This is a genomic window from Lutimaribacter saemankumensis, from assembly GCF_900100005.1.
Taxonomy (GTDB): Bacteria; Pseudomonadota; Alphaproteobacteria; order Rhodobacterales; family Rhodobacteraceae; genus Lutimaribacter; species Lutimaribacter saemankumensis.
Genome location: NZ_FNEB01000005.1, coordinates 21,520 through 44,105, shown reverse-complemented (window position 1 = coordinate 44,105; position 22,586 = coordinate 21,520). Strand labels below are relative to the sequence as shown.

General features: G+C 62.2%; 21 protein-coding genes. 15 read left to right on the top strand and 6 right to left on the bottom strand.

Annotated elements, in window-relative coordinates; all coding sequences use genetic code 11:
- Nucleotides 1–7: 7 nt before the first annotated feature.
- Nucleotides 8–847: a universal stress protein gene (locus BLT50_RS10645; RefSeq protein WP_090028677.1), complete on the bottom strand. Its 840-nt coding sequence runs from the start codon at nucleotides 845–847 to the stop codon at nucleotides 8–10.
- A gap of 223 nt (nucleotides 848–1,070) precedes the next feature.
- On the opposite strand from BLT50_RS10645, the gene ccoN reads away from it, so the two are divergent.
- The 10 genes from ccoN to ccoS all read left to right on the top strand — a co-directional run bounded on the left by ccoN (nucleotide 1,071) and on the right by ccoS (nucleotide 11,376).
- Entirely contained in the window at nucleotides 1,071–2,675 is a 1,605-nt protein-coding gene (gene ccoN / locus BLT50_RS10640) for a cytochrome-c oxidase, cbb3-type subunit I (protein WP_090028676.1), read from the top strand.
- A gap of 14 nt (nucleotides 2,676–2,689) precedes the next feature.
- Nucleotides 2,690–3,418: a cytochrome-c oxidase, cbb3-type subunit II gene (gene ccoO / locus BLT50_RS10635; protein WP_090028675.1), complete on the top strand. Its 729-nt coding sequence runs from the start codon at nucleotides 2,690–2,692 to the stop codon at nucleotides 3,416–3,418.
- 11 nt (nucleotides 3,419–3,429) lie between these two features.
- Nucleotides 3,430–3,621, top strand: coding sequence for a cbb3-type cytochrome c oxidase subunit 3 (locus tag BLT50_RS10630; RefSeq protein ID WP_090028674.1), 192 nt, complete (start codon nucleotides 3,430–3,432; stop codon nucleotides 3,619–3,621).
- Between the two features lie 3 nt (nucleotides 3,622–3,624).
- Entirely contained in the window at nucleotides 3,625–4,509 is an 885-nt protein-coding gene (gene ccoP, locus BLT50_RS10625) for a cytochrome-c oxidase, cbb3-type subunit III (RefSeq protein WP_090028673.1), read from the top strand.
- Between the two features lie 226 nt (nucleotides 4,510–4,735).
- Nucleotides 4,736–5,020: a hypothetical protein gene (locus BLT50_RS19295; RefSeq protein ID WP_175491456.1), complete on the top strand. Its 285-nt coding sequence runs from the start codon at nucleotides 4,736–4,738 to the stop codon at nucleotides 5,018–5,020.
- A gap of 97 nt (nucleotides 5,021–5,117) precedes the next feature.
- Nucleotides 5,118–6,890, top strand: coding sequence for a VPLPA-CTERM sorting domain-containing protein (locus BLT50_RS10620; protein WP_175491455.1), 1,773 nt, complete (start codon nucleotides 5,118–5,120; stop codon nucleotides 6,888–6,890).
- Nucleotides 6,891–7,062: 172 nt separating this feature from the next.
- Entirely contained in the window at nucleotides 7,063–8,550 is a 1,488-nt protein-coding gene (ccoG, locus tag BLT50_RS10615; protein WP_425433953.1) for a cytochrome c oxidase accessory protein CcoG, read from the top strand.
- A complete protein-coding gene (locus tag BLT50_RS10610; protein WP_090028670.1) occupies nucleotides 8,550–9,008 on the top strand; it encodes a FixH family protein in 459 nt (152 codons plus the stop codon). Before ccoG ends, BLT50_RS10610 begins: the two co-directional genes overlap by 1 nt.
- Before the next feature lie 16 nt (nucleotides 9,009–9,024).
- A complete protein-coding gene (locus BLT50_RS10605; RefSeq protein WP_090028669.1) occupies nucleotides 9,025–11,211 on the top strand; it encodes a heavy metal translocating P-type ATPase in 2,187 nt (728 codons plus the stop codon).
- A gap of 6 nt (nucleotides 11,212–11,217) precedes the next feature.
- Entirely contained in the window at nucleotides 11,218–11,376 is a 159-nt protein-coding gene (gene ccoS, locus BLT50_RS10600; protein ID WP_090028668.1) for a cbb3-type cytochrome oxidase assembly protein CcoS, read from the top strand.
- Nucleotides 11,377–11,394: 18 nt separating this feature from the next.
- On the opposite strand, the gene BLT50_RS10595 is transcribed toward ccoS, so the two are convergent.
- The 3 genes from BLT50_RS10595 to BLT50_RS10585 all read right to left on the bottom strand — a co-directional run bounded on the left by BLT50_RS10595 (nucleotide 11,395) and on the right by BLT50_RS10585 (nucleotide 14,504).
- Nucleotides 11,395–11,877: a hypothetical protein gene (locus BLT50_RS10595; RefSeq protein ID WP_139170515.1), complete on the bottom strand. Its 483-nt coding sequence runs from the start codon at nucleotides 11,875–11,877 to the stop codon at nucleotides 11,395–11,397.
- Between the two features lie 281 nt (nucleotides 11,878–12,158).
- Nucleotides 12,159–13,535: a D-alanyl-D-alanine carboxypeptidase family protein gene (locus BLT50_RS10590; RefSeq protein ID WP_090028864.1), complete on the bottom strand. Its 1,377-nt coding sequence runs from the start codon at nucleotides 13,533–13,535 to the stop codon at nucleotides 12,159–12,161.
- Nucleotides 13,536–13,802: 267 nt separating this feature from the next.
- Complete coding sequence (locus BLT50_RS10585; protein ID WP_090028666.1) at nucleotides 13,803–14,504, bottom strand: HAD family hydrolase; 702 nt, start codon at nucleotides 14,502–14,504, stop codon at nucleotides 13,803–13,805.
- Nucleotides 14,505–14,612: 108 nt separating this feature from the next.
- Here BLT50_RS10585 and clpS point away from each other — a divergent pair, with 108 nt between their 5' ends.
- The 4 genes from clpS to hemF all read left to right on the top strand — a co-directional run bounded on the left by clpS (nucleotide 14,613) and on the right by hemF (nucleotide 17,741).
- Entirely contained in the window at nucleotides 14,613–14,930 is a 318-nt protein-coding gene (gene clpS, locus BLT50_RS10580) for an ATP-dependent Clp protease adapter ClpS (protein WP_245723359.1), read from the top strand.
- A gap of 8 nt (nucleotides 14,931–14,938) precedes the next feature.
- A complete protein-coding gene (locus tag BLT50_RS10575) occupies nucleotides 14,939–15,934 on the top strand; it encodes a class I SAM-dependent methyltransferase (RefSeq protein WP_245723358.1) in 996 nt (331 codons plus the stop codon).
- Between the two features lie 39 nt (nucleotides 15,935–15,973).
- Nucleotides 15,974–16,774: an SDR family NAD(P)-dependent oxidoreductase gene (locus BLT50_RS10570; protein ID WP_090028663.1), complete on the top strand. Its 801-nt coding sequence runs from the start codon at nucleotides 15,974–15,976 to the stop codon at nucleotides 16,772–16,774.
- Nucleotides 16,775–16,853: 79 nt separating this feature from the next.
- Nucleotides 16,854–17,741 carry an oxygen-dependent coproporphyrinogen oxidase gene (gene hemF / locus BLT50_RS10565; protein ID WP_090028662.1) on the top strand — a complete coding sequence of 296 codons (888 nt, stop codon included), beginning with the start codon at nucleotides 16,854–16,856 and terminating at the stop codon, nucleotides 17,739–17,741.
- A gap of 16 nt (nucleotides 17,742–17,757) precedes the next feature.
- Here hemF and BLT50_RS10560 read toward each other — a convergent pair whose 3' ends face one another.
- Together BLT50_RS10560 and BLT50_RS10555 are read right to left on the bottom strand one after the other, a co-directional pair.
- Entirely contained in the window at nucleotides 17,758–18,459 is a 702-nt protein-coding gene (locus tag BLT50_RS10560) for a response regulator transcription factor (protein WP_090028661.1), read from the bottom strand.
- Nucleotides 18,456–20,381 (bottom strand): PAS-domain containing protein, encoded by a 1,926-nt coding sequence (locus BLT50_RS10555; protein ID WP_245723357.1) that lies wholly within the window; start codon nucleotides 20,379–20,381, stop codon nucleotides 18,456–18,458. Before BLT50_RS10555 ends, BLT50_RS10560 begins: the two co-directional genes overlap by 4 nt.
- Nucleotides 20,382–20,580: 199 nt before the next feature.
- Here BLT50_RS10555 and BLT50_RS10550 point away from each other — a divergent pair, with 199 nt between their 5' ends.
- Nucleotides 20,581–22,554: an AMP-binding protein gene (locus BLT50_RS10550; protein WP_090028659.1), complete on the top strand. Its 1,974-nt coding sequence runs from the start codon at nucleotides 20,581–20,583 to the stop codon at nucleotides 22,552–22,554.
- Nucleotides 22,555–22,586: the final 32 nt, after the last annotated feature.

The window sequence follows — 22,586 nt, the reverse complement described above, 5'->3', positions numbered from 1 at the left end:
CCGGGGCCTAATGCGCCATGAAAACAGGCACTTCGCTTTGTTCCAGCATATAGCGCGTGGCCCCGCCAAGGATCGCCTCGCGGAAGCGCGACTTGCCGTAGGCACCCATGACGACCAGCTCGGCTTCGATGTCCTTGGTATGGCGCAGCAGCACGTCGGATACGCGCGGCATCGTCTTGGACAGCACGTCGATCTCGACCTTGACGCCGTGGCGCGAGATGTACTGCGACAGCAGCCCGCCGGGGTCGGACCGGTTCGGCCCGTGGGTCGGCGGGTCGATCACCACGACATGCACCCTGTCGGCCGCCTTGAGCAGTGGCAGCGCGGCGCGCGCGGCGCTCAGGGCTTCGGAGCTTTCGTTCCAGGCCAGCACGATTTTCTTCGGCACCGTCACTTCGGTTTTCTCGTCCGGCACGACCAGAACCGGTGTGCGGCCCTCGAACAATGCGGCTTCCAGCACCGGCTCCAGTTCGACGCCACGATTGTCGCCATAGGGGCGGGGCAGCACGACAAGGTCCGAGAACCGTGCCCGCGCGGCGACGTGCCGACCGATATCGGCCAGTTGCGCCACGCCGCTTTCGGTGCTCCAGCGCACGTCCCACGGACCCAGGATCTCACGGGCGCGGGCTTCGACGGTCTCGGCCTCTTCCTGGGCGCGTGCGATGCTTTCCTGCAGGATCATCGCGTTTGCCCCGGCGTAGTAATAGCCGGTCTGGCTGCGATCGACGCCCATGCACAGTGCTTCGAGATGGGCATCGTTCATTTCGGCCAGCCTGGCCGCCTGTGACAGGACAGGGCCCGCCAAGGATTCGTCGGTAAGTACTGAAAACAACGACTTGTAGGCCATATCGGTCTCCTTTGATTCCGTCAGGACGTCGCGAAAACGCCCTGCTTGCACCGCCACCCTAATCCGGCGGCGCGGTCCCGTTCCTTGATGCGGGTCAAAAAAACCGCATGCCGCCTTTGATGCAGATCAAGGCACAGGCCGCCCGCGCATCCCATTAAGCGAACAGTCTAAACCTACCCGTGTGACAACGCGAATCGCGCGGGGACAGACGAAGGGACGCAAAATGGTTAACTACTTCAAGCTGATCGCGCTTGGCTTGATCGCGCTTTTTGCGCTGATCGCGGCCAATTACGCACGCGATCTGGCATATCTCGTCAATGCGGTGACCGTGGCACTTGCCGCGATCGCTTTGTTCATCTGGACATTGCGCCGCACCGACGAGCCTGTGCCGAATGTCGATCTTTCGGGTGAATATATGGACGGCGTCGTGCGCGCCGGGGTTATCGCCACCGCCCTGTGGGGTGTCGTCGGTTTCCTCGTTGGTGTGACGATCGCATTCCAGCTGGCCTTCCCGCAGCTCAATTTCGAATGGGCGCAAGGGTTTCTGAACTTTGGCAAGCTGCGTCCCCTTCACACTTCGGCGGTTATCTTCGCCTTCGGCGGCAACGCCCTGATCGCGACGTCGTTCTACGTCGTGCAGCGCACCAGCGCCGCGCGCCTGTGGGGCGGCAACCTGGCATGGTTCGTTTTCTGGGGCTTCCAGCTGGTGATCGTGCTTGCGGCCACGGGCTACATCCTGGGCGCGACGCAATCCAAGGAATACGCAGAACCCGAATGGTATGTCGACTGGTGGCTGACCATCGTCTGGGTGGCTTACTTTGCGGTCTTCGTGGGGACGATCGTAAAGCGCAAAGAGCCGCATATCTACGTGGCCAACTGGTTCTACCTCAGCTTCATCATCACCGTTGCGATGCTTCACATCGTCAACAACCTGTCGATCCCGGTGTCGATCTTCGGTTCGAAATCGGTTCAGGTCTTCTCGGGCGTGCAGGACGCGATGACGCAATGGTGGTACGGCCACAACGCCGTGGGCTTCTTCCTGACCGCGGGCTTCCTGGGCATGATGTACTATTTCGTGCCGAAACAGGCCGAACGCCCGGTTTTCTCGTACAAGCTGTCGATCATCCACTTCTGGGCGCTGATCTTCATCTACATCTGGGCCGGTCCGCACCACCTGCACTATACCGCGCTGCCTGACTGGGCTTCGACGCTGGGCATGGTGTTCTCGATCGTGCTGTGGATGCCTTCGTGGGGTGGCATGATCAACGGCCTGATGACGCTGTCGGGGGCCTGGGACAAGCTGCGCACCGATCCGATCATCCGCATGATGGTCATCTCGGTCGGCTTCTACGGCATGTCGACCTTCGAAGGTCCGATGATGTCGATCCGCGCGGTGAACTCGCTGTCGCACTACACCGACTGGACGATCGGCCACGTTCACTCCGGCGCTCTGGGCTGGAACGGCATGATCACCTTCGGCGCGCTCTACTTCCTCGTGCCGCGCCTGTGGAACCGCGAGCGGCTCTATAGCCTCAGCCTCGTGTCCTGGCACTTCTGGCTCGCCACGATCGGCATCATCCTCTACGCCGCATCCATGTGGGTGACCGGCATCATGGAAGGCCTGATGTGGCGCGAAGTGGACGCAAACGGTTTCCTCGTGAACTCGTTCGCCGACACCGTGGCCGCCAAGTTCCCAATGTATGTGGTGCGCGGACTGGGTGGGGTTCTCTACCTCGGTGGTGCCATCATCATGTGCTACAACCTCTGGATGACCGTCCGTCGTTCGCCTGCCGTTGAGGCGACGAACCAGATGGTCCCGGCTGAATAAGGAGGGCCGGAGAGATGGCAATTCTCGACAAACACACGATCCTTGAGAAGAATATCACGCTTCTTTCGATCTTCGCCTTCCTGGTGGTCACCATCGGCGGCATCGTGCAGATCGCACCGCTGTTCTGGCTGGAAAACACGATCGAGGATGTAGAGGGCATGCGCCCCTACACCCCGCTCGAACTGGCCGGTCGCGACATCTACATTCGCGAAGGCTGCTATGTCTGCCACAGCCAGATGGTGCGCCCGATGCGGGACGAGGTGGAACGCTACGGCCATTACAGCCTTGCGGCTGAATCGCAGTACGACCACCCGTTCCAGTGGGGCTCCAAGCGGACCGGGCCCGACCTGGCCCGCGTGGGCGGCCGCTATTCGGACGAATGGCACGTCGACCACCTGCGCAGTCCGCAATCGGTTGTGCCTGAATCGGTGATGCCGAAATACGGCTTCCTCGAAAACCGCATGATCGACGGCAAGTATATCGAAGACGTGATGTCCACCCATGCGCTGGTCGGCGTTCCCTACTCTGACGAGATGCTGGAAAACGGCATGGAAGACTTTGCCGCGCAGGCAGATCCCGACAGCGACTATGACGGGCTGCTGGAGCGTTATGGCGAAAAGGTCAATGTGCGCAACTTCGACGGACAGCCCGGAATCTCCGAGGCCGACGCGCTGATCGCCTACCTGCAAATGCTGGGCACGCTGGTCGATTTCTCGACCTTCACGCCCGACGAAAGCCGGTAAAGGAGGGGACGATGGACACATATTCCCTTCTCCGCGAGATCGCTGACAGCTGGGTTCTGCTTGCGATGTTCGCCTTCTTCGTCGGGGTGGTGATCTTTGCCTTCCGCCCCGGCGCGACGAAGGTCTACGACGACGTGGCAGACATCCCGTTCCGGCACGAAGACAAACCCGCCCAACGCGGCGGCCGGCCCGAGGAGGCTTGATCCATGGCACAACAACCGAAGAAAAAGAACGACGTCGAAACCACAGGCCATGAGTGGGACGGCATCGAAGAGTACAACAACCCCCTCCCGCGCTGGTGGCTGTGGGTCTTCTACGCCACGATCGTGTGGGGCATCTGGTACACCGTCGCTTACCCGGCCTGGCCTGGCGTGAAAGAAGCGACTTCGGGGTATCTGGGGTTCTCGACCCGCGGCCAGGTGGCCGAGGATATCGCAGAGTTCGAAGCCAAGCTTGAGCCGATCAACGCCAAGCTGGTGGCGGCAGACCTGAACGAAATCCGCGGCAACGACGAACTCGAAGGCTATGCGGTTTCCGCCGGTGCCGCCGTGTTCAAGACCTGGTGCGCACAGTGCCATGGTTCCGGTGCGGCTGGTGCCAAGGGCTATCCCAACCTGCAGGATGACGCATGGCTTTGGGGCGGCACGATGGAAGACATCCATTACACCGTGGCCCACGGCATTCGTAACGAGGAAGACCCCGATGCACGCTACTCGGAAATGCCGGCCTTTGGTCGGGACGAGTTGCTGACCGCAGAAGAGGTCGACCAGGTGGTCAACTACGTCATGTCGCTGTCGCCGGCCAATCCGCCGGTCGATGCCGGCCTGGTCGAAGCGGGCGCCGAGGTCTATTCGATCAACTGCGCGGCCTGTCACGGCGAAGACGGCAAGGGCGACCGGTTCCAGGGCGCTCCGAACCTGACCGACGCGATCTGGCTCTATGGCGGTGATTTCGACACGATCCGCGAATCCGTCTGGAACGCGCGGTTTGGTGTGATGCCGCCGATGGGGGGTGCCGACCTGACCGAAGCCGAGATCCGCGCCGTGGCCACCTATGTCCACCAGCTTGGTGGTGGCGAGGCCCCTGAATAAAGAACACCCGCGGGCGCAAGCCCGCGGGTTCGGCACCGGCCCTTCCGTCCTGTTCGCGCGTTTCCTGGAAGGCCGGTGCCACCTATTACCCCGGTGGCGGTTACAGGCGTCAAGCCTTAACCGCCACCGGTTTTCTTTTTCTCCCGACGAATCTCGGCTTGCCGGACTGTCCGCAACGCCCGATCCGACCCGCCGTCATCCATCTTGTCGGGGGTATACCTGCCTGATGCCGCGCAGTTTGGCCGCGATGAATACGGGCGTTGCAACCCCGGGTAGGGTCAAAAAAACGCAGTCTGCGTGGACAACCCTGCACAAGCGTCACGAATTGTCACCGGAGCAGGTTCAATTGACGGCAAATGATGTCGAAAACTTGCCACAAAGCTTTCAAATTCCTAAAAAAACCGGGGTTGCGGGAACAGGAATGAGAAAGGAATTTTTCTGTGCGTATTTTGACCATGACAACGGCGTTGGCTTTGATCCACGCGTCTGGCGCCGGTGCTGTGCCAATTGAAATCCAGGCCATGCCTCTGCCGGTATTGGGCGCAACTGCCTGCAGCACGGGCGGCGGCGGTGTCGACCCGCTTGAGGGCTCCAATTGCGTAAGTCGCGTGAGTCCTGCCGGCGATGTCGCGGTTTGGGGCACCTATGACAACGGAGCCGATCGTTCGACGGTCAATGCCGGTGTCAGCGAACATGTCCTGCACGCGGGCAGCGCGCGTCTTGAATTCAACCTCGATTCCGACGATCGGCTGTTCGTCGACAGTTCGTCGTTGTTCCTGTTCTCGGATAACGGCTGGTCGGAAATGACCGTCGGCAAGAACAACAGCGGGTCGACTTCGCGCGTCAGCGTTGGGCCCAATGCGCTGATTCAAATGAATTCGCGCGATACCGCCGCGATCATGCGTATCGGTGACAACGGCAACGGCAAGGTCGATCTTTACGAGTCCGGCATCGAGCTGAAGGGCAACACCCTGTCCTACATGCAACTGGGCGTGAATGGCGGCTCGGGCGAGTTGAGCATCGGCACGAATACAATCGGCCGTGGGTCGACGGTGTATCTGATGCCCGATGGCGGTGGCGACGCGGCGATGGAGCTTGGTGTCGATGGGATCGGCGTCGTCAATGTCGGTTCCGGTGAACTCAAGCTGGCTGCAGGACAGGGCAACGCAATCATGGCGTTGGGCACGGATGGCGGCAGCGGGACGCTGACGCTTGATCGTCTGGGATCGCAGGTTCGTCTTGTCTCGTCGACGGGCGATGCGCGTCTGGTTGCGGGCGCATCGGCCGGCGGTTCCGGCACGATCAACGTCCAGGGTGGTAACCTGGGAATGTTTGACGCTGGCTTCACCTCGGAAATCATCCTGGGTGCAAACAATGTCGATCCGTTCGGTGCGGGCGCCGGCACGACCGGCCCGGGCGGTACCGGTACGCTGAACGTGTCGGGCGTCAGCGCAACGGAAATGGGCTCCGTTTTCGCCAACACTCTCTATGTCGGCGTGTCAGGCGCCGATGCGGGTATGCCGGATGGCGGCACGGGCAACCTCAATGTGGGTGCCAACGGCATTGTCGAAGCCGACGAAATGTATGTCGGCCAGATTCAGCAGGCGGGCGGCGGAAACTCCGCGGGCCATGTGCAGATCACCAATGGCGGTCAAGTCGACCTGTTCGGGGGCAACAGCCAGGTGATCGTCGGTGCCAACGGGTCGGTCCTTGTCGATGGCGACGGTTCGGTTCTGCGGTCGGATGAGATCACGCTCACCGGGTCGGCCACGAACGATGCCGTTCTGAAGGTCGGCAACAAGGGCGTCGTCGACCTGCGCGGTGGCGATCTGGTGGTGCAGACCGGCGGCGTGCTCATGGGGTCCAAAGGCTCGATCCTGGGCGATGTCATCCTGGACGGCGGCTCGCTGCGTCCCGGTGCCTCTCCCGGTATTCTGGATATCGCAGGCGACCTGACACTGACCTCTGGCGTGCTGGAGCTGGAATTCGCAGGCACAGGCGAGGGCCAGTACGACATCCTGAACATCGCGGGCAACCTGTTCCTGCCGGAAAACAGCCTTGCATCGGTCGTGGTCAAGTTTCTGGATGGGTTCACGCCGGGCACGAACGACAGCTTTCAGTTCCTGAACGTGGCAGGCACTCTGCCGGAAAGCTTTGCGTCCGTGGATGTGTCCTTCGAGGGGCTGAGCGGTCCGGCGCCGTCGCTCTTCACCAACGGCATCGGTAACTTCGCGCTCGCCTTCGCGGATCCTTATGCGCAGGACGAAGACCCGGTCATCGGTGCCGTTCCGCTTCCGGCCGGGGCGTGGCTCCTGATCACGGCCTTCGGCGGGTTGGCGGGCTTGCGTTCGCGCCGCCGGCGCAAGGCGGCTTTTGCCTGACAGGCATCCAAACGATTGAATTCAAAGGCGCCCGCGTGGCGCCTTTGTTTTTTTCTCCGTGTTTGCCGTGGCATCGTGACGCGGGATCGCTGCGACCCGTGCCGGTTCCTGGCGACGGTCGGTCAAATAGATGTGTTTCAGAGTCAAAATTTGACACAGGTCAATGAGCCTGATGCCTTTGGTTGAGACAAGGGGCGTGACGCAATCCATACGACGGAGTGATTCCGTGTCCGACACGCAACCCGAAGCCCCCAGTCTTTACGCCGCCCGCGAGCCCGTTTTTCCCAAGCGGGTCAGCGGCACGTTCCGCAATCTGAAATGGATCATCATGATCGTGACGCTGGGTATCTATTACCTGACGCCGTGGATTCGCTGGGACAGGGGGCCGAACCTGCCGGACCAGGCGGTTCTGGTCGATCTGGCCAACCGCCGCTTTTTCTTTTTCTGGATCGAGATTTGGCCCCATGAATTCTATTTCATCGCGGGCCTTCTCGTGATGGCGGGCCTGGGGCTTTTCCTGTTCACCTCGGCCCTGGGCCGGGTCTGGTGCGGTTACGCCTGTCCGCAAACCGTGTGGACCGACCTTTTCATTCTCGTCGAACGCTGGATCGAAGGCGACCGCAACGCGCGTCTGCGCCTGCACCGTCAGAAGAAATGGGATTTCCGCAAGGTCCGCCTGCGCCTGACGAAATGGGTGTCGTGGCTTTTGATCGCGCTCGCAACCGGCGGGGCATGGGTGTTCTACTTTACCGATGCGCCATCTCTGGCCGTCGATCTTGTGACGGGCAACGCACACCCTGTCGCCTACACAACCATCCTGATCCTGACGGCGACGACCTTTGCCTTTGGCGGCTTCGCGCGGGAACAGATCTGTATCTACGCCTGCCCCTGGCCGCGGATTCAGGCCGCGATGATGGACGAGGACACGCTGACCGTCGCCTACCGCTCGTGGCGCGGCGAACCGCGCGGCAAGCACCGCAAGGCCGAAGGCGCCGAAGAGTTGGGCGATTGCATCGACTGCATGGCCTGCGTCAACGTCTGCCCCGTCGGCATCGACATCCGCGACGGGCAGCAGCTTGAATGCATCACCTGTGCGCTGTGCATCGACGCCTGCGACGAGATCATGGAGAAGGTGGGCAAGCCGCGCGGCCTGATCGACTACATGGCGCTGACGGACGAGGTCGCGGAACGCGCCGGCAACCCGCCGAAATCGGTCTGGAAACACGTGTTCCGTCCGCGCACCCTTCTCTACACGACGCTTTGGTCGCTGGTGGGTGTGGGCCTCGTGGTCGCGCTGTTCGTGCGTGCCGATATCAGCGTCACGGTAGCGCCCGTGCGCAACCCGACCTTCGTCACATTGTCCGACGGGACGATCCGCAACACCTATGACGTGCGCCTGCGCAACCAGCATGGCGAGGACCGCCCGTTCGAAATCAGCGTCAAGGGCCACCCGGCCTTGCGCGTGCAGCTCGAAGGCACGCCTTACGGTTCGGTGAACGTGCCGGCGGACACCACGCAGCTGCAGCGCGTCTACGTCCTTGCCCCGCCGAATTCCGAGCCCGCTGAAAGCGAACGCTGGGATATCCGCTTCTGGGTCGAGGATATCTCCAACGGCGAGCGCGTCTACAAGGACACCATCTTCAACGGGAGGGCAAACTGATGGCTGAACGTCAGATCACGGGCCGCCAGGTATTCTTTGGGTTCGTCGCGTTCTTCGGCGTGATCATCACGGTGAATATCGTCATGGCTTATAGCGCGATATCCACCTTTCCGGGTCTCGAGGTGCGCAACGGCTATGTCGCCAGCCAAAGTTTCGATGACCGCCGCGCCGCGCAAGAGGCGCTGGGCTGGACTGCACGGGTCGAGGTGAACGACGGCCGCCTCTCGGTCGCCATCACCGATGCCCAGGGTCAGCCGGTTCAGGCCGGCAACGTGCAGGCGCTTGTCGGGCGGCCCACGTCGAACCGCGACGATTTCACGCCCGAGCTGGTGTTCAACGGCCGCGTCTACGAAGCCCCGGTCGAGCTGTCGGGCGGCAAATGGATCCTGCATCTCAAGGCGCAGTCGCTGGCGGGCGAACCGTTCGAACAGCGCCTCGACGTGCATGTGAATTCCTGAGGAAAGGCAAACGGTCATGACCGCCACGATGCGCCCAACGATTTCGGCCTGTCCCGCCTGTTCCGCCGCCCCCGCGGCCGAGGCGCTGGCCGACGCGGCCGAGGTCAGGAACGCGCGCATCGCCCTGTCGCTGCCGACGATCCATTGCTCGGCCTGCATTGCGGCTGTCGAGGATGCTTTGAACGACCACCCCGGCGTGCGCGAGGCGCGGGTCAACCTGACCATGAAACGCGCCAGCATCGAGGCCGAACCGGACGTGATGCCCGACGATCTGGTCAAGGCTCTGGCCGGTATCGGTTACGAGGCACACGAGCTGGACGCCGGGACGCTGTCGGCCACCGAAAACGACAAGGCCGGGCGCGACTTGCTGATGCGCCTTGCCGTGGCCGGGTTTGCCTCGATGAACGTGATGCTGCTGTCGGTGTCGGTCTGGTCGGGTGCGGCGGATGCCACGCGCGACCTGTTTCACTGGATTTCGGCCTTCATCACGATGCCGGTCATCGTTTTCTCGGGGCAGCCCTTTTACCGCAACGCCTGGGCGGCGCTGCGGCACGGGCGGCTGAACATGGACGTGCCGATCACGCTGGCCATCGTGCTGGCGGTTGTGACGTCGCTCTGGGAAACGTCGCTTTCGGGTGAACACGCCTATTTCGACGCAGCCCTTGCGCTGACCTTCTTCCTTTTGGCGGGCCGGTATCTCGATCACCGCACGCGCGCCATCGCCCGGTCTGCGGCCGAGGAACTGGCCGCACTCGAAGTGCCCCGCGCCTGGGTTCTGCGCGACGGGCAAGAGGTGCAGGTTCCCGCCGCACAGGTGGCGTTGGGCGACCTGATCCGCGTGCGCCCCGGCGGCCGCATGCCGGTGGATGGCGTCATCACCGACGGCGTGTCGGAACTGGACCGGTCGCTTCTGACCGGGGAAACGTTACCCGTATTCGCGGAACCGGGCCGCGACGTATCGGCGGGCGAGGTCAACCTGACCGGCCCGCTTACCGTGCGCGCGACGGCAGTGGGCGAACAGACGTCGCTGCACCGGATGGCCGACCTGGTGGCGATCGCTGAATCCGGGCGGTCGCGTTATACCTCATTGGCCGACAAGGCGGCCAAGCTTTATGCGCCGGGGGTGCATATCCTGTCGGCGCTCAGCTTCGTGGGCTGGTATCTTTATACATGGGACGTGCGCACCGCGCTGAATATCGCTGCCGCGGTCCTGATCATCACCTGCCCTTGTGCGCTGGGCCTTGCCGTGCCTGCCGTGACCACGGCGGCCAGCGGACGGCTGTTCCGCAAAGGCATGCTGATCAAGCACTCCACCGCGCTCGAACGTCTGGCCGAAATCGACACCGTGGTGTTCGACAAGACCGGGACGCTGACGCAGGGCACACCGGAACTGACCAATCTGGCCGATCACGCCACCAGCGATCTGCAGATCGCGGCGGCGCTGGCGGCGGCCTCGTCGCACCCGCTGTCGCAGGCGATCGTCGCGGCCTGTGATGCGGGCGATGTCACACCGGCCGAGGTGGCCGATATCCGCGAATTGCCCGGCTATGGCACCGAAGGCGTGTGGCAGGGCATGAAAGTCCGTCTGGGCCGCGCGGCATGGGTCGGGGCCGAGGCGCGGTCGGAAACAACCGCCTGGTTGCGTATCGGCGACGAACGCCCGCGCGCCTTCACCTTTGCCGATGCGCTGCGCCCCGGCGCGGCCGAGGCCGTGCGCGCCCTTCGCGATGCGGGGCACGAGGTGATCCTGATTTCCGGCGACACGACGCCGGCGGTGGAAGCGCTGGCAAAACGTCTGGGTATCACCCAGTGGATGGCCGAGGCGCTGCCCGCCGACAAGGTTGCCCGCATTTCTGCACTCACTGACCAGGGACACCGGGTTCTGATGGTGGGCGACGGCCTGAACGACACCGCTGCACTGGCCGCGGCGCATGTGTCGATTTCGCCCGCATCCGCGCTCGATGCCGCGCGGGTGGCATCCGACATCGTGTTGCTGGGCGGGGATCTGTCGCCGATTGCCGATGCCGTCCTGACGGCGCGCAAGGCAACGCGGCGGATCAAGGAAAATTTCCGCATCGCGACCGTCTACAACATCATCGCGGTGCCGCTGGCGGTGGCGGGGCTTTGCTCGCCGCTGATCGCGGCCTTGGCCATGTCGGCCAGTTCGATTACCGTGTCGCTGAACGCGCTGCGTCTAAGGTGAACCCCAATGGAAGTTCTGGCCTACCTCATCCCCATCTCGCTGATCATGGGTGGAATCGGGCTGCTGTTCTTTGTCTGGACGGTCAAGACCAACCAGTATGACGACCCCGAAGGCGATGCGCGCCGCATCCTGTCGGGCAAGTATGACGACAAGCCCAAGCAATAGCGGCGGCTGACCGGCGGATCACTCGATCCGTTCGATTGCCGTGATGGTGAATTGCACCAGTCCCAGCAGCCCGGCATCTTTCCCCGCACCCTGCGCGCGGGTGCCCATCTGATCGATCCGTGTGCTGAAGGTCAGGCCCATCCCGGCCATGTCGGCAAGTTCGAGCGCATCCGGCAGCGCAACGGATTGGAGCCGTTCGGCATCGGCATATCTCAGCCGCAGGGTCAGCGCGTCTATCGGTGCCTCGGTCGAAACAGCGCGGGTGGTCAGCGTGACCGCGTCCGCAATCGCGACGGTGGAGCTATCGGTTTGTGGCACACCATCCGTGATCTCGACGAACATGTCGCCGGGTATTCCCGTGATCTCGATCCCGTCGATGGTGACAAATCCCGTGCCGTATTCGGCAAACGCCACGCGACCGGGGCTGCTGGCACCCGCCGCGCGCGGCGTTTCGGTGTCATACCCGAAGGTGCCCGACAGTTTCTCCATTCCTGCAGCCATCGCCGTCACGCTGCCGGGCGGCGGCGCAACCGGTGCCCCCCCGGAATTCAGCCTCGAACCTGTAGGAGACCGGGTCCGCCATCGCGCCATCGACGCAGACGATACTGACCATGGCGAAAGCGGCCAGTCCAGTTCCGGGAAAACGTGTCATTTCATGTCCTCTCGTGTCGGGGCGCAGGGGGCGCACTGGCACGGGGATTACCCGAAAAAAAACCGCGCGGTTCAAGGGAGAAACCGCGCGGTTTTGGTATATTCAGTGGGCAACCAAATATACGCAAGCGTCAGCCAGGAGGTGGGCCGACCATGAAACAGGTCACCTGACGGGCCTGAAGGCGGCGGCACGCAAGGTCCGCCGTTTCGCGCGTCAGGCCCAGGAAATTCGCATCGAACCCTGTGCTGCGCTTGACCACTTTGCGCAGGCTGCCGTCCAGTGTGTCCATCTCCAGCAATGCGGTCTGCAAAAGGACGCGTTCGGCCTTGTACTGGCTGGAGTAGCGGCCAACATTTATGCCCCAGTGGCGGCCACCCGAGGTCGATACGCGGGTCACGACCTCTTGTTCAGCGGCGGGCGCAACTGCTTGTGCGGCAATGGTTTTCGGGCGAATTCGGGGAGTGATGCTTTCTGCTGGCGCGGCCGATGCAAGGGTCACGTTGGCCGGGGTGTCGGGCTGGGCTGTGCTGACCTGCTGCGCCTCTTGCAGGGCTTCCTTGATGTCATCCTGCATCGCGACGATCACCGGTGCAGGTTCTTCCGTGCCGCCCGGACGCAGCTTGGGACGCAGGCTTTGCCTGACGGCCGTCATGATGCGGATCGTCTTGCCTGCGGCGCCCGAAGTGGTCGTTCCGCTTTCGGCGGTGTAGGTCGGTTTTTCCGGCTTGCGCGCGGCAACCTGATTGGGCGCACGCCGGAAACCCATGTCCAGCAACTCGGCCACACGCGCATTGCGCCACGCCGACGAGCGTCCGCCAAAGACCGTTGCGATAACGCGTTCGTTGCCGCGTTCGGCCGAGGCAACAAGGTTGAAACCTGCGGCGCGGGTGTATCCGGTCTTGATGCCGTCGGCGCCCTTGTAGGCGGCAAGAAGGCGGCGGTTGGTGTTCGCGACTTCGCGCACCCCGGCATCGGTCGAGCGGCGCGAGAACAGGTTGTAATATTGCGGGTAATCGTAAAGCAGATGCCGGCCGAGCGTCGTCATGTCGCGTGCGGTCGACAGGTGGCCTTCTTCGGTGAGGCCGTGCATGTTCTTGAACGTGGTGCGCGTCATTCCCAGCGCCTTGGCGGTGCGGTTCATGCGCCGTGCGAAGGCCGCTTCGGATCCTTCGATCGCCTCACCGATGGCAGTTGCCGCGTCGTTAGCGGACTTCACGGCCGCTGCGCGGATCAGGTAGCGCAGCTTGATGCGCTGGCCCGCCTTGAGGCCAAGTTTGCTTGGCGGTTCCGCCGCGGCGTTTGCCGAGACACTCACCATTGTATCAAGGCTGATCTCACCGCGCTCGACAGCTTCGAACGCGATGTAGAGTGTCATCATCTTGGTAAGCGATGCGGGGTGCAGGCGCGTATCCGCGTTTCGCGAATGAAGCACCTCGCCGGTGCGCGCATCAATGACCATTGCGGCATAAGGGGCTGCCACCGCACTAAGCGGGACAACAACGAACATCCACACTGCCGCGATAAAATACAGGCCCAAACGGCCCGGCGTCCACTGCCGATCCTTCACGATCACTGCCTTCTCTGCCTCAATGCCGCCGGTTTTCCGGTCTGGCTTCATTCTTGCTCTTGTTAAAAGAGTATCACAATAACTTGCGCCTTTAAAGCGTTCATTTTGCATAGATTTTCGTGTCTGCAGTGCATTGAGTATGGAAGATGTTGGGGGTTGGCCTGTTGTTACCCCCAACACTGTCGATTGTGGCGGGAATGTGGCATTTCAATCCAGAGACCGGACAAGCGCCGGAAGCGCCCCGAGATCAGGGATTTCGCGATACCGTTCTGCCCGGTCTGGCGGGTCGGCATGTTCGATTTCCCAACTCAACCCGTGCGGCACGAAAACGCCCCAGCCGCCGGCCTCGATCACGGGAATGACGTCTGATTTCATGGAGTTGCCGACCATCATGGCATGTGCCGCGCCTTCGCCGTGCCGGTCGAAGATCGCGTGGTAGACGGGTGGTGTTTTCGCGCTGACGATTTCGACACCGTCGAAAAGTTCACCGAGGCCCGATTGGGCCAGCTTTCGCTCCTGATCCAGCAAGTCGCCCTTCGTGACAAGTAAAACGCGATGCGTTTCCGCAAGCGATGCCACGGTTTCGGCTGCATTGGGCAGCAGTTCGATCGGGTGGCGCAGCATCTCTTGCCCGGCTTCGATTATCTCGCGGATGACGCGGGCTGGAACACGGTCTTCGGTGACGTCGATGGCGGTTTCGATCATCGACAGGACAAAGCCTTTGATGCCGAATCCATACTGCGCGATGTTGCGTTTTTCCGCCGCCAAAAGACGTTCGCCCAAATGGTCGGGGTCGGCGAAATCAGCCAGCAGATCGTGAAAACGGGCCTGTGTCAGTTTGAAAAAACGTTCGTTGTGCCACAGCGTGTCGTCCGCATCGAAGGCAATTGTTGTCAAATTCCGCGTCATGGAGGGGCCTTTCCCGGTCAACCCTTTTCTAACACCGCCAGAACGATATATAGACAGGCCGAAGCCCGAAACCGGAAAAGCGATGCGATGACCGATTGGCCAGAAAACATGTCTGACAAGAAAGACGGCGACGGCCAGGCCGACGTTGTTGTCAAGACGCGGCCGAAAACCCAAAGACCGCCGCTTTACAAGGTTCTCATGCTGAATGACGACTACACCCCGATGGAGTTCGTCGTGCATGTGCTGGAACGGTTTTTCGGCATGAACCATGCGCAGGCTTTCGAAATCATGCTGACCGTTCACAAGAAGGGTCTGGCGGTCGTCGGGGTGTTCAGCCACGAAATCGCCGAAACAAAGGTGACACAGGTCATGGATTTCGCCCGTCAGCACCAGCATCCGCTGCAATGCACGATGGAGCGGGAATAAAGCGCCCCGTGACACATCCCAGGTTCAGCCTTGCGCGCGATGCGCACCTGTTCGACTTGCCCGAAAGCGGGGATATTGCGGTATCCGGTTCGGTCGCAGGCGTAGATTTTTCCGATCTGCCGACCGACCGTGTTGTTGTCGTGTCGCCGCTGCGCACCGATCATGATGCGTGCGAACGGACCGGGCTGCGCGTGGCCCTGGAGTCACCAGAGGCGCCGCCCCTGTCCATCGTGGTTTTGCCGCGGGCCAAGGTTCTGGCGCGCGGGCTGATCGCTTTTGCGGTCGAGAAAACGGCCGGGCCGGTGATCGTCGATGGTCAGAAAACAGATGGCGTCGACAGTATCCTCAAGGATTGTCGCAAACGTGGTGATCTTTCCGAGGTGATTTCCAAGGCGCATGGCAAACTGTTCGTGCTGCGCGGTGCGCCTGCGGATTTCGCCGATTGGGCGCTGCCAGATGCGCCACAGGATGTTGGCGAGGGGTTTGTCACCGTGCCCGGTATCTTTTCTGCGGACGGGATCGATCCGGCCTCGCGTCTGCTGGCTGACAGTCTTCCGGCGCGGTTGGGCAAGACGGTCGCCGATCTGGGCGCGGGCTGGGGTTACCTGTCGCGGCAGGTGCTGGACCGGGACGAGACCACCGAGTTGCACCTGGTCGAGGACGATCACAGGGCGCTGGACTGCGCGCGCCGCAACGTGCCCGATCCGCGGGCCCGGTTTCATTGGGCCGATGCCACGCGATGGCGGCCCGAGCATCCGCTGGATGCCGTGGTCATGAACCCGCCTTTCCACACTGGCCGTGCTGCCGAACCTGCACTGGGGCAGGCCTTTATCGCCAATGCGGCGGGATGTCTGGCACCGCACGGGCGGCTTTGGCTGGTGGCCAATCGGCATCTTCCTTACGAAGCCACGCTTGCTCATCATTTCGCCCATTGCGAGGAAATCGCCGGCGACAACCGGTTCAAGGTTCTGGCCGCGCACAGGCCCACTCGTCACAAGCGGTAGCATCCACTAGTCTGGTCGATCAGAATCAGGAGGGATTTGATGTCCTTTTCCATTGCGGGCAAGACCGCCATCGTCACCGGGGCAGCCAATGGCATCGGCCTCGCCATCGGCAAGCATTTCGTCGACAAGGGCGCGAATGTCGTCTTCGCGGACATGGACGAAGAGAAGCTGATCAAGGAAATCGGCGAAGAAACCGATGGGTCCAACATGCGGTATTTCGCAGGCGACCTGCGGCAGAAGCTGACCGTAGCCAACCTTCTGTCTGCCACGATCGATGCGTTCGACCGGGTTGATATCCTGATCAACGGATCGCGTCAGGTCATCGCCTCGGACCCTCTCAATCCCGATGACGACGCGATGGAAACGCTGCTGGAACAGAACCTGCTGACGTCTTTGCGGCTGAGCCAGCAAGTGGCCAAGCGCATGATCAAGCAGGCCGAGGGACAGGAAGAAGGCACCGCCGGCACGATCGTGAACCTGTCGTCGATCGCGGCGCGCCGGTCGAATCCGCAGTTGATGGCCTATTCCGTTTCGACGGCGGCACTGGACCAGATGACACGCTCGCTCGCCGTCGCTCTGGCGCCGCATCGTATCCGCGTGAATGCCGTGGCGTTCGGTTCCGTCATGTCCAACAGCCTGAAGGGCACGTTGAAAGAGCATTCGGATTACCGCTCGGACATCGAGGATCATACGCCGCTGGGCCGCATCGCCGCGCCCGGTGAACTGGCCGAAGCGGTGCATTACCTGGCGTCCGACGGGTCCGGCTTCATGACCGGCCAGATCATGACAGTGGATGGCGGGCGCACCCTGCTGGACCCGGTGGCCGCGCCGGCGCACTGACTGTCTGGCCCGGCTGACGGTTTGGGCTTCACCCCTATCTGCAAAAACCGTAAGTCTTGACCGCAAAGGGAGAGATGCCATGACCGATTTCGTCGCCGAGAAAGAAAAAGCCAGCGCCTGGTTCCGCCAGTTGCGCGATGAAATCGTCGCCGCCTTCGAAGGTTTGGAAGACAGCCATGCCGAGGGTCCGTTTTCCGAGATGGCGCCGGGCCGGTTCGAAGTGACCGAAACAAAGCGCCATTCCGATGATGGGTCCGACGCGGGCGGTGGCCTGATGAGCGTGATGCGCGGTGGCCGGGTGTTCGAAAAAGTGGGCGTGAACGTATCGACCGTCTACGGCACGCTGGGCGAGGCTGCGCAAAAGGCGATGGCGGCGCGCGGTGTGCCCGGAATGGATAGTGATCCCCGTTTCTGGGCCAGCGGCATATCCCTGGTCGCGCATATGCAGAACCCGCATTGCCCGGCGGTTCACATGAATACGCGCATGTTCTGGACCCCGAATGCATGGTGGTTCGGCGGCGGGTCCGACCTGAACCCCTGTATCGAATACGCCGAGGACACGGCGCATTTCCACGATACGCAAAAGGCGCATCTCGATCCGCATGGCGCGGATTGGTATCCCAAGCTCAAGGCATGGGCCGACGAGTACTTTTTCGTGCCGCACCGCAAGCGGGCGCGCGGGGTCGGCGGTATCTTCATGGACGATCAGAATTCCGGCGACTGGGCGGCGGATTTCGCCCTGACGCAGGATATCGGGCGGGCGTTCCTGCCGGCCTTTGTGCCGCTGATCGAAAAGCGGCGGGTTCAGCCCTTTACCGATGCCGACAAGGACACGCAGCTGATCCATCGGGGGCTATATGCCGAATACAACCTGGTCTATGACCGGGGCACGAAATTCGGCCTTGCCACGGGCCACGACGCAAACGCGGTGCTGATGAGCCTGCCACCCCTGGCAAAGTGGGTGTGACACCGGGCGGGCGTTTTCACGACCAGTCGACATCGCCCAGAAAGATGTAGCCCGCGCCATAGACCGTCTTGATCAGGCGTGGGTTTTTCGGGTCTTCGCGCAGCTTCGTGCGCAGGCGCGAGATGCGCACATCCATCGCCCGATCAAAGCTTTCCCCGGCGGCACCACCCAGCGTTTCCTGCATCACGGCGCGAGATACCAGCCGTTTCGGGCGCTCCAGGAAAAGGCGCAGTACCTCGCCCTCGGCGTGGGAAAACGGTGTCTGTTCGCCGGTCTCGTCCATCAATGTGTAGCTGTCGAAACACGCGGTCCAGCCGTTGAAGCGCGCGCAGTTTCCTGTCTGGGCCACGGGCCGGTCGCGCCGCAGGCGGGCGCGGATACGGGCCACGACCTCGGCCGGGTCAAAGGGTTTGGTGACATAGTCGTCGGCCCCCAGTTCGAGACCGGTCACCCTGTCCTGAACCTGCGCGCGGCCCGAGATGATGATGACGGTCGCACCCTGTTCCAGTGCCAGCCGGTGCACCAACGTCAGCCCGTCCTTGTCGGGCAGGCTGAGATCGACAAGGCAGACATCGGGCGTGTGGGTTTTCAGCGCGGCTTCGAATTCGGTGGCGCGGCCGAAACTCATGGTGCGGAAACCGGCCTCTTCCAGCGCATCGGCCAGCATCGTGCGGATCGCGGGTTCGTCGTCCAGTATGGATACAAGTGCTTGCGTCATGCCGTGGTCCCCTGTGTGGACAGGAACGCGCCCAGATCGCGCGCCGAGAACGGTTTGCGCAGAACCGGCGCCAGCGTCAACGCCTGGACGTGCAGCGGGTGGTCGGGCGGCATCGAGGTCATAAGGATGCAGGGCGGTGCGTCCTTGTCCAAGGCGCTGACAAGGTCGATGCCCGTTGCGTCGCCTTCCAGCGATATGTCGGACAGGATCAGCGCGATATCGGGCAGTTCGCCCAGCAGGCTCAGGGCTTCTTCGACGGTCGTCGCCTCGATCACTGTCTGGCCAAGATCTGTCAGCATCGCGCGGATTCCTGCCCGCAAATCGGCGCTGTCCTCGACCAGCAGGACAAGGCCGGGGGCCACGGGCGCGGGCGCCGGGCGCAGTGGCAGGCGCAAGGTGACCTGTGCGCCGCCGGGTTCGGTGTTGGTCAGGCGGACGCGGCCGCCGGCGAGTTTTGCCGTGTCGTAGACCATCGCCAGACCAAGCCCCGATCCTTCGCCACCCTTGGTGGAAAAGAATGGTTCGAGCGCGTGTTCGAGCGCCATTTCCGAAAACCCCGGCCCGGTGTCGGTAACCGTGAAATCGGCCCATGTGCCCTGCACCGTCGTGACCGTCAACGTGATGCGCCCGCTGCCGATCATGGCGTCGCGGGCGTTCAGGAACAGGTTCAGCAGCGCATCCTGCAGCATGCCCGGATCGAGCATCAGGCGATTTGCGTCCAGCGTGTTGAAAATCTCGAGCCGCATGTCTTGCGGCAAAGCGGGTGCCGCCAGCGTTTCGAGATCGCGGAGAAGGGCGCCCAGGTCGGTCGGCTGCGGCAGCCATTCGCGTGCCCCGGTGATGTCGCCGATCCGGGTCAGCAACGTACCGCCGCGATGCGCCGCACTGAGCGTGGCGCTGACCAGCTCGGGGGCGCCGGGCGGCAGGTCGAGGCGCTGGAGGCGCGACTGGCTGCCAAGGATGATCGTCAGAAGGTTGGAAAAATCATGCGCCATGCCGCTGATAAGCTGGGCGGCCATCTCGCGGCGGCGGGTCTGCTGCAGGGCCGATCGCGCCTGTGTTTCCTCGGTGATGTCGGTGGACAGGATATACACGCCGACGATTTCGCCATCGGTGTTCAGGTCGGGGGTGAAAGCCGTTCTGATACGCCGGGACGATCCTTCATGGGTGAACTCGAATGTCGATGGCTGGCCCTGGAACGCTGCTTCGAGTTGCGGGCGGATATGGCCATACGCCTCTTCGCCAAGCGCCTCGCGGATGTTCAGGCCGACGATCATGGAAGGGCGTCCTGGAATGATCGAATTCAGCCGCCGGTTCGAAAACGTATAGGTCATGTCGCGGCCCACATGCGCAATATGGGCCGGCATCATTTCGGTCGTCAGGCGGGTGCGCGCCTCGGTTTCCATCAGTTGGCGCTTGGCCTCTTCGAGTGCGGCGATGGTGCTGGCAAGCTGCCGGTTCGTCGCGGAAAGCTCTTCGGCATAGGCCAGAACCTTGTCGCTGAGCTCTTCCGAGCGCGCGCGCAGGAGCGCCTCCTGGTTCTTGGTTTGCGTGATGTCCGTGTAGACGGTGATCCAGCCGCCTTCGGGCAGGGGGGCACCTTCCACGCTGATCACACGGCCGTTGGCGCGTGTGCGCTCCATGTAATGCGGTTCGAACGCGCGGGCCTGTTCGACGCGAATTTTCACGGCGTCTTCGATGTTGTCGATCGCGCCGTATTCGCCCCGCTCGACAAGGTGGCGGATCGTATCCTCGAACCGCGCGCCGGGTTCCGTCAGGTGCACGGGCAGATCGAACATTTCGCGGAACATGCGGTTGCACACCACCAGGCGCAGGCCGCTGTCATAGATAGACAGCGCCTGCTGGATCAGGTTCAGGCCGGCCATCATCATGGCGGCGCTATGGGGGGTATCCTGTGGCATGATGTCCCTTTTGCTGATCCGCGATAGCACCGCTTTGCCCGCTGTCAAAGGCTGCTGCGCGCCTGTAACAATTCGTAAGGATTGGGAAATGATCAGGAAAAAGTTGACGACGAGCGTGCGGTCTGCACCATCTGTGCCGGAGGAATCGCCGGGACAGGCGGTCATCTGCCTGATTTTTCGGGCATAGGGAGGAACAGATTTGGCACAGTCGTCTCAGGCGACCGGAGGGCTTGCGTCCATTCCGGCGCTGCTGCTTCGTAACGCTGCGGAATTCGGTGACAAGCCGGCTTATCGGGAAAAGGAATTCGGGATCTGGCAATGCTGGACCTGGAAAGAGACCGAGCAGGAGATCCGCAATCTCGCTCTTGGCCTGATAAATCTCGGTGTGAACGAAGGCGACTTTGTCGCGATCATCGGCAATAACCGCCCGCATCTGTATTGGTCGATGGTGGCCGCGCAGTGGGCAGGCGCGATCCCCGTGCCGCTGTATCAGGATTCAGCCGCCGAAGAGATGGCCTATGTTCTGGATCACTGCGGTGCGCGCTTCGTGATCGTCGAAGACCAGGAACAGGTCGACAAGGTGATCGAAGTTCAGGACCGGCTGCATCAGTTCGAGCATCTGATCTATCTCGATCCGCGCGGGATGCGGAAATACGACCACGCGCATTTGCATGAATACAGCCACGTGCAGGATCAGGGCCACGCCGCGCGCGACGAGTTCGCGACCGAACTGGACAAGCGCCGGGAAAAGCTGGACTACGATTCCACCTGCGTGATGCTTTACACGTCGGGGACAACGGGCAAGCCCAAGGGTGTGGTTCTTTCCAACCGAAACATCATCGAGTCGGCCAAGAGCTCGGCCGAGTTCGACCATCTGGGCCCGGGCGAGGAAATCCTAGCTTACCTTCCCATGGCCTGGGTCGGCGACTTCATCTTTTCGATCGGTCAGGCGTTCTGGACGGGTTTCTGCGTGAACTGCCCGGAAAGCCCCGAAACGGTTTCCGCCGACCTGCGGGAAATCGGGCCGACCTATTACTTCGCGCCGCCGCGCGTGTTCGAAACGCAGCTGACCAGCGTGATGATCCGCATGGAAGACGCCGGTAAGCTGAAAAAGCGGCTGTTCGATTATTTCATGGCCCATGCCCGCGAAGTTGGCCCCCGGATTCTGGACGGCAAGCCGGTCGGTGGCTGGGACCGCTTCAAGTACTGGCTTGGCGATCTGTTCATCTATGGGCCGCTGAAGAACACGCTGGGCTTTTCCAACGTGCGCGTCGGCTACACCGCCGGCGAAGCCATCGGCCCCGAGATTTTCCAGTTCTACCGGTCGCTCGGGATCAACCTGAAACAGCTTTACGGCCAGACCGAAGCGTCGGTGTTCATCACCGTGCAGCCGGACGGCGAAGTGCGGGCCGATACCGTTGGCGTTCCGGCCCCGGGTGTCGAGTTGAAGATCGACGACACCGGCGAGGTGTTCTATCGCAGCCCCGGCGTTTTCGAAGAGTATTACAAGAACCCCGAATCCACAGCATCGACAAAGGATGCCGAAGGCTGGGTTGCAACCGGGGATGCCGGTTTCATCGAGCCGGACACGGGCCACCTGCGGATCATCGACCGCGCCAAGGACGTGGGCAAGATGGCCGATGGCAGCCTGTTTGCGCCCAAATACGTGGAAAACAAGCTGAAGTTCTATCCGAACATCCTTGAGGCGGTGGTCTTTGGAAACAACCGCGACCGCTGCATGGCGTTCATCAACATCGACCTGAGCGCGGTGGGCAACTGGGCCGAGCGCAACAACATCGCCTATTCCAGCTACCAGGAACTGGCCGGTCATCCCAAGGTCTACGACATGATCCAGAACCATGTGGAAGAGGTGAACCGGTCGATCGCGGATGACGAGATGCTGTCGGGGTGCCAGGTGCACCGCTTCCTGATCCTGCACAAGGAACTGGATGCCGATGACGGCGAAATGACCCGCACACGGAAGGTGCGCCGCCGGATCGTGGAAGAGAAGTTCGCCGACCTGATCGACGCGCTCTATTCCGGCAAGACCGAGCAATACACCGAAACCGAAGTAACCTACGAAGACGGGCGCAAGGGATCGATCAAGGCAACGCTGGAAATCCGCGACGCCAAGACGGTTCCGGTCACGACGCAAAAGGTGGCGGCGGAATGACGCCGCGTATCCGCGCCGAGGGGGGATATCTG

Coding starts and splice junctions, on each gene's coding strand:
- BLT50_RS10555 (WP_245723357.1), bottom strand. CDS start 20,381: ATGCCACAGGATACCCCCCATAGCGCCGCCATGATGATGGCCGGCCTG.
- BLT50_RS19295 (WP_175491456.1), top strand. CDS start 4,736: ATGCCGCGCAGTTTGGCCGCGATGAATACGGGCGTTGCAACCCCGGGT.
- clpS (WP_245723359.1), top strand. CDS start 14,613: ATGTCTGACAAGAAAGACGGCGACGGCCAGGCCGACGTTGTTGTCAAG.
- BLT50_RS10585 (WP_090028666.1), bottom strand. CDS start 14,504: ATGACGCGGAATTTGACAACAATTGCCTTCGATGCGGACGACACGCTG.
- ccoG (WP_425433953.1), top strand. CDS start 7,063: ATGCCTTTGGTTGAGACAAGGGGCGTGACGCAATCCATACGACGGAGT.
- BLT50_RS10605 (WP_090028669.1), top strand. CDS start 9,025: ATGACCGCCACGATGCGCCCAACGATTTCGGCCTGTCCCGCCTGTTCC.
- ccoN (WP_090028676.1), top strand. CDS start 1,071: ATGGTTAACTACTTCAAGCTGATCGCGCTTGGCTTGATCGCGCTTTTT.
- BLT50_RS10590 (WP_090028864.1), bottom strand. CDS start 13,535: ATGTTCGTTGTTGTCCCGCTTAGTGCGGTGGCAGCCCCTTATGCCGCA.
- BLT50_RS10560 (WP_090028661.1), bottom strand. CDS start 18,459: ATGACGCAAGCACTTGTATCCATACTGGACGACGAACCCGCGATCCGC.
- ccoO (WP_090028675.1), top strand. CDS start 2,690: ATGGCAATTCTCGACAAACACACGATCCTTGAGAAGAATATCACGCTT.
- BLT50_RS10570 (WP_090028663.1), top strand. CDS start 15,974: ATGTCCTTTTCCATTGCGGGCAAGACCGCCATCGTCACCGGGGCAGCC.
- hemF (WP_090028662.1), top strand. CDS start 16,854: ATGACCGATTTCGTCGCCGAGAAAGAAAAAGCCAGCGCCTGGTTCCGC.
- ccoS (WP_090028668.1), top strand. CDS start 11,218: ATGGAAGTTCTGGCCTACCTCATCCCCATCTCGCTGATCATGGGTGGA.
- BLT50_RS10610 (WP_090028670.1), top strand. CDS start 8,550: ATGGCTGAACGTCAGATCACGGGCCGCCAGGTATTCTTTGGGTTCGTC.
- ccoP (WP_090028673.1), top strand. CDS start 3,625: ATGGCACAACAACCGAAGAAAAAGAACGACGTCGAAACCACAGGCCAT.
- BLT50_RS10645 (WP_090028677.1), bottom strand. CDS start 847: ATGGCCTACAAGTCGTTGTTTTCAGTACTTACCGACGAATCCTTGGCG.
- BLT50_RS10630 (WP_090028674.1), top strand. CDS start 3,430: ATGGACACATATTCCCTTCTCCGCGAGATCGCTGACAGCTGGGTTCTG.
- BLT50_RS10595 (WP_139170515.1), bottom strand. CDS start 11,877: ATGGCTGCAGGAATGGAGAAACTGTCGGGCACCTTCGGGTATGACACC.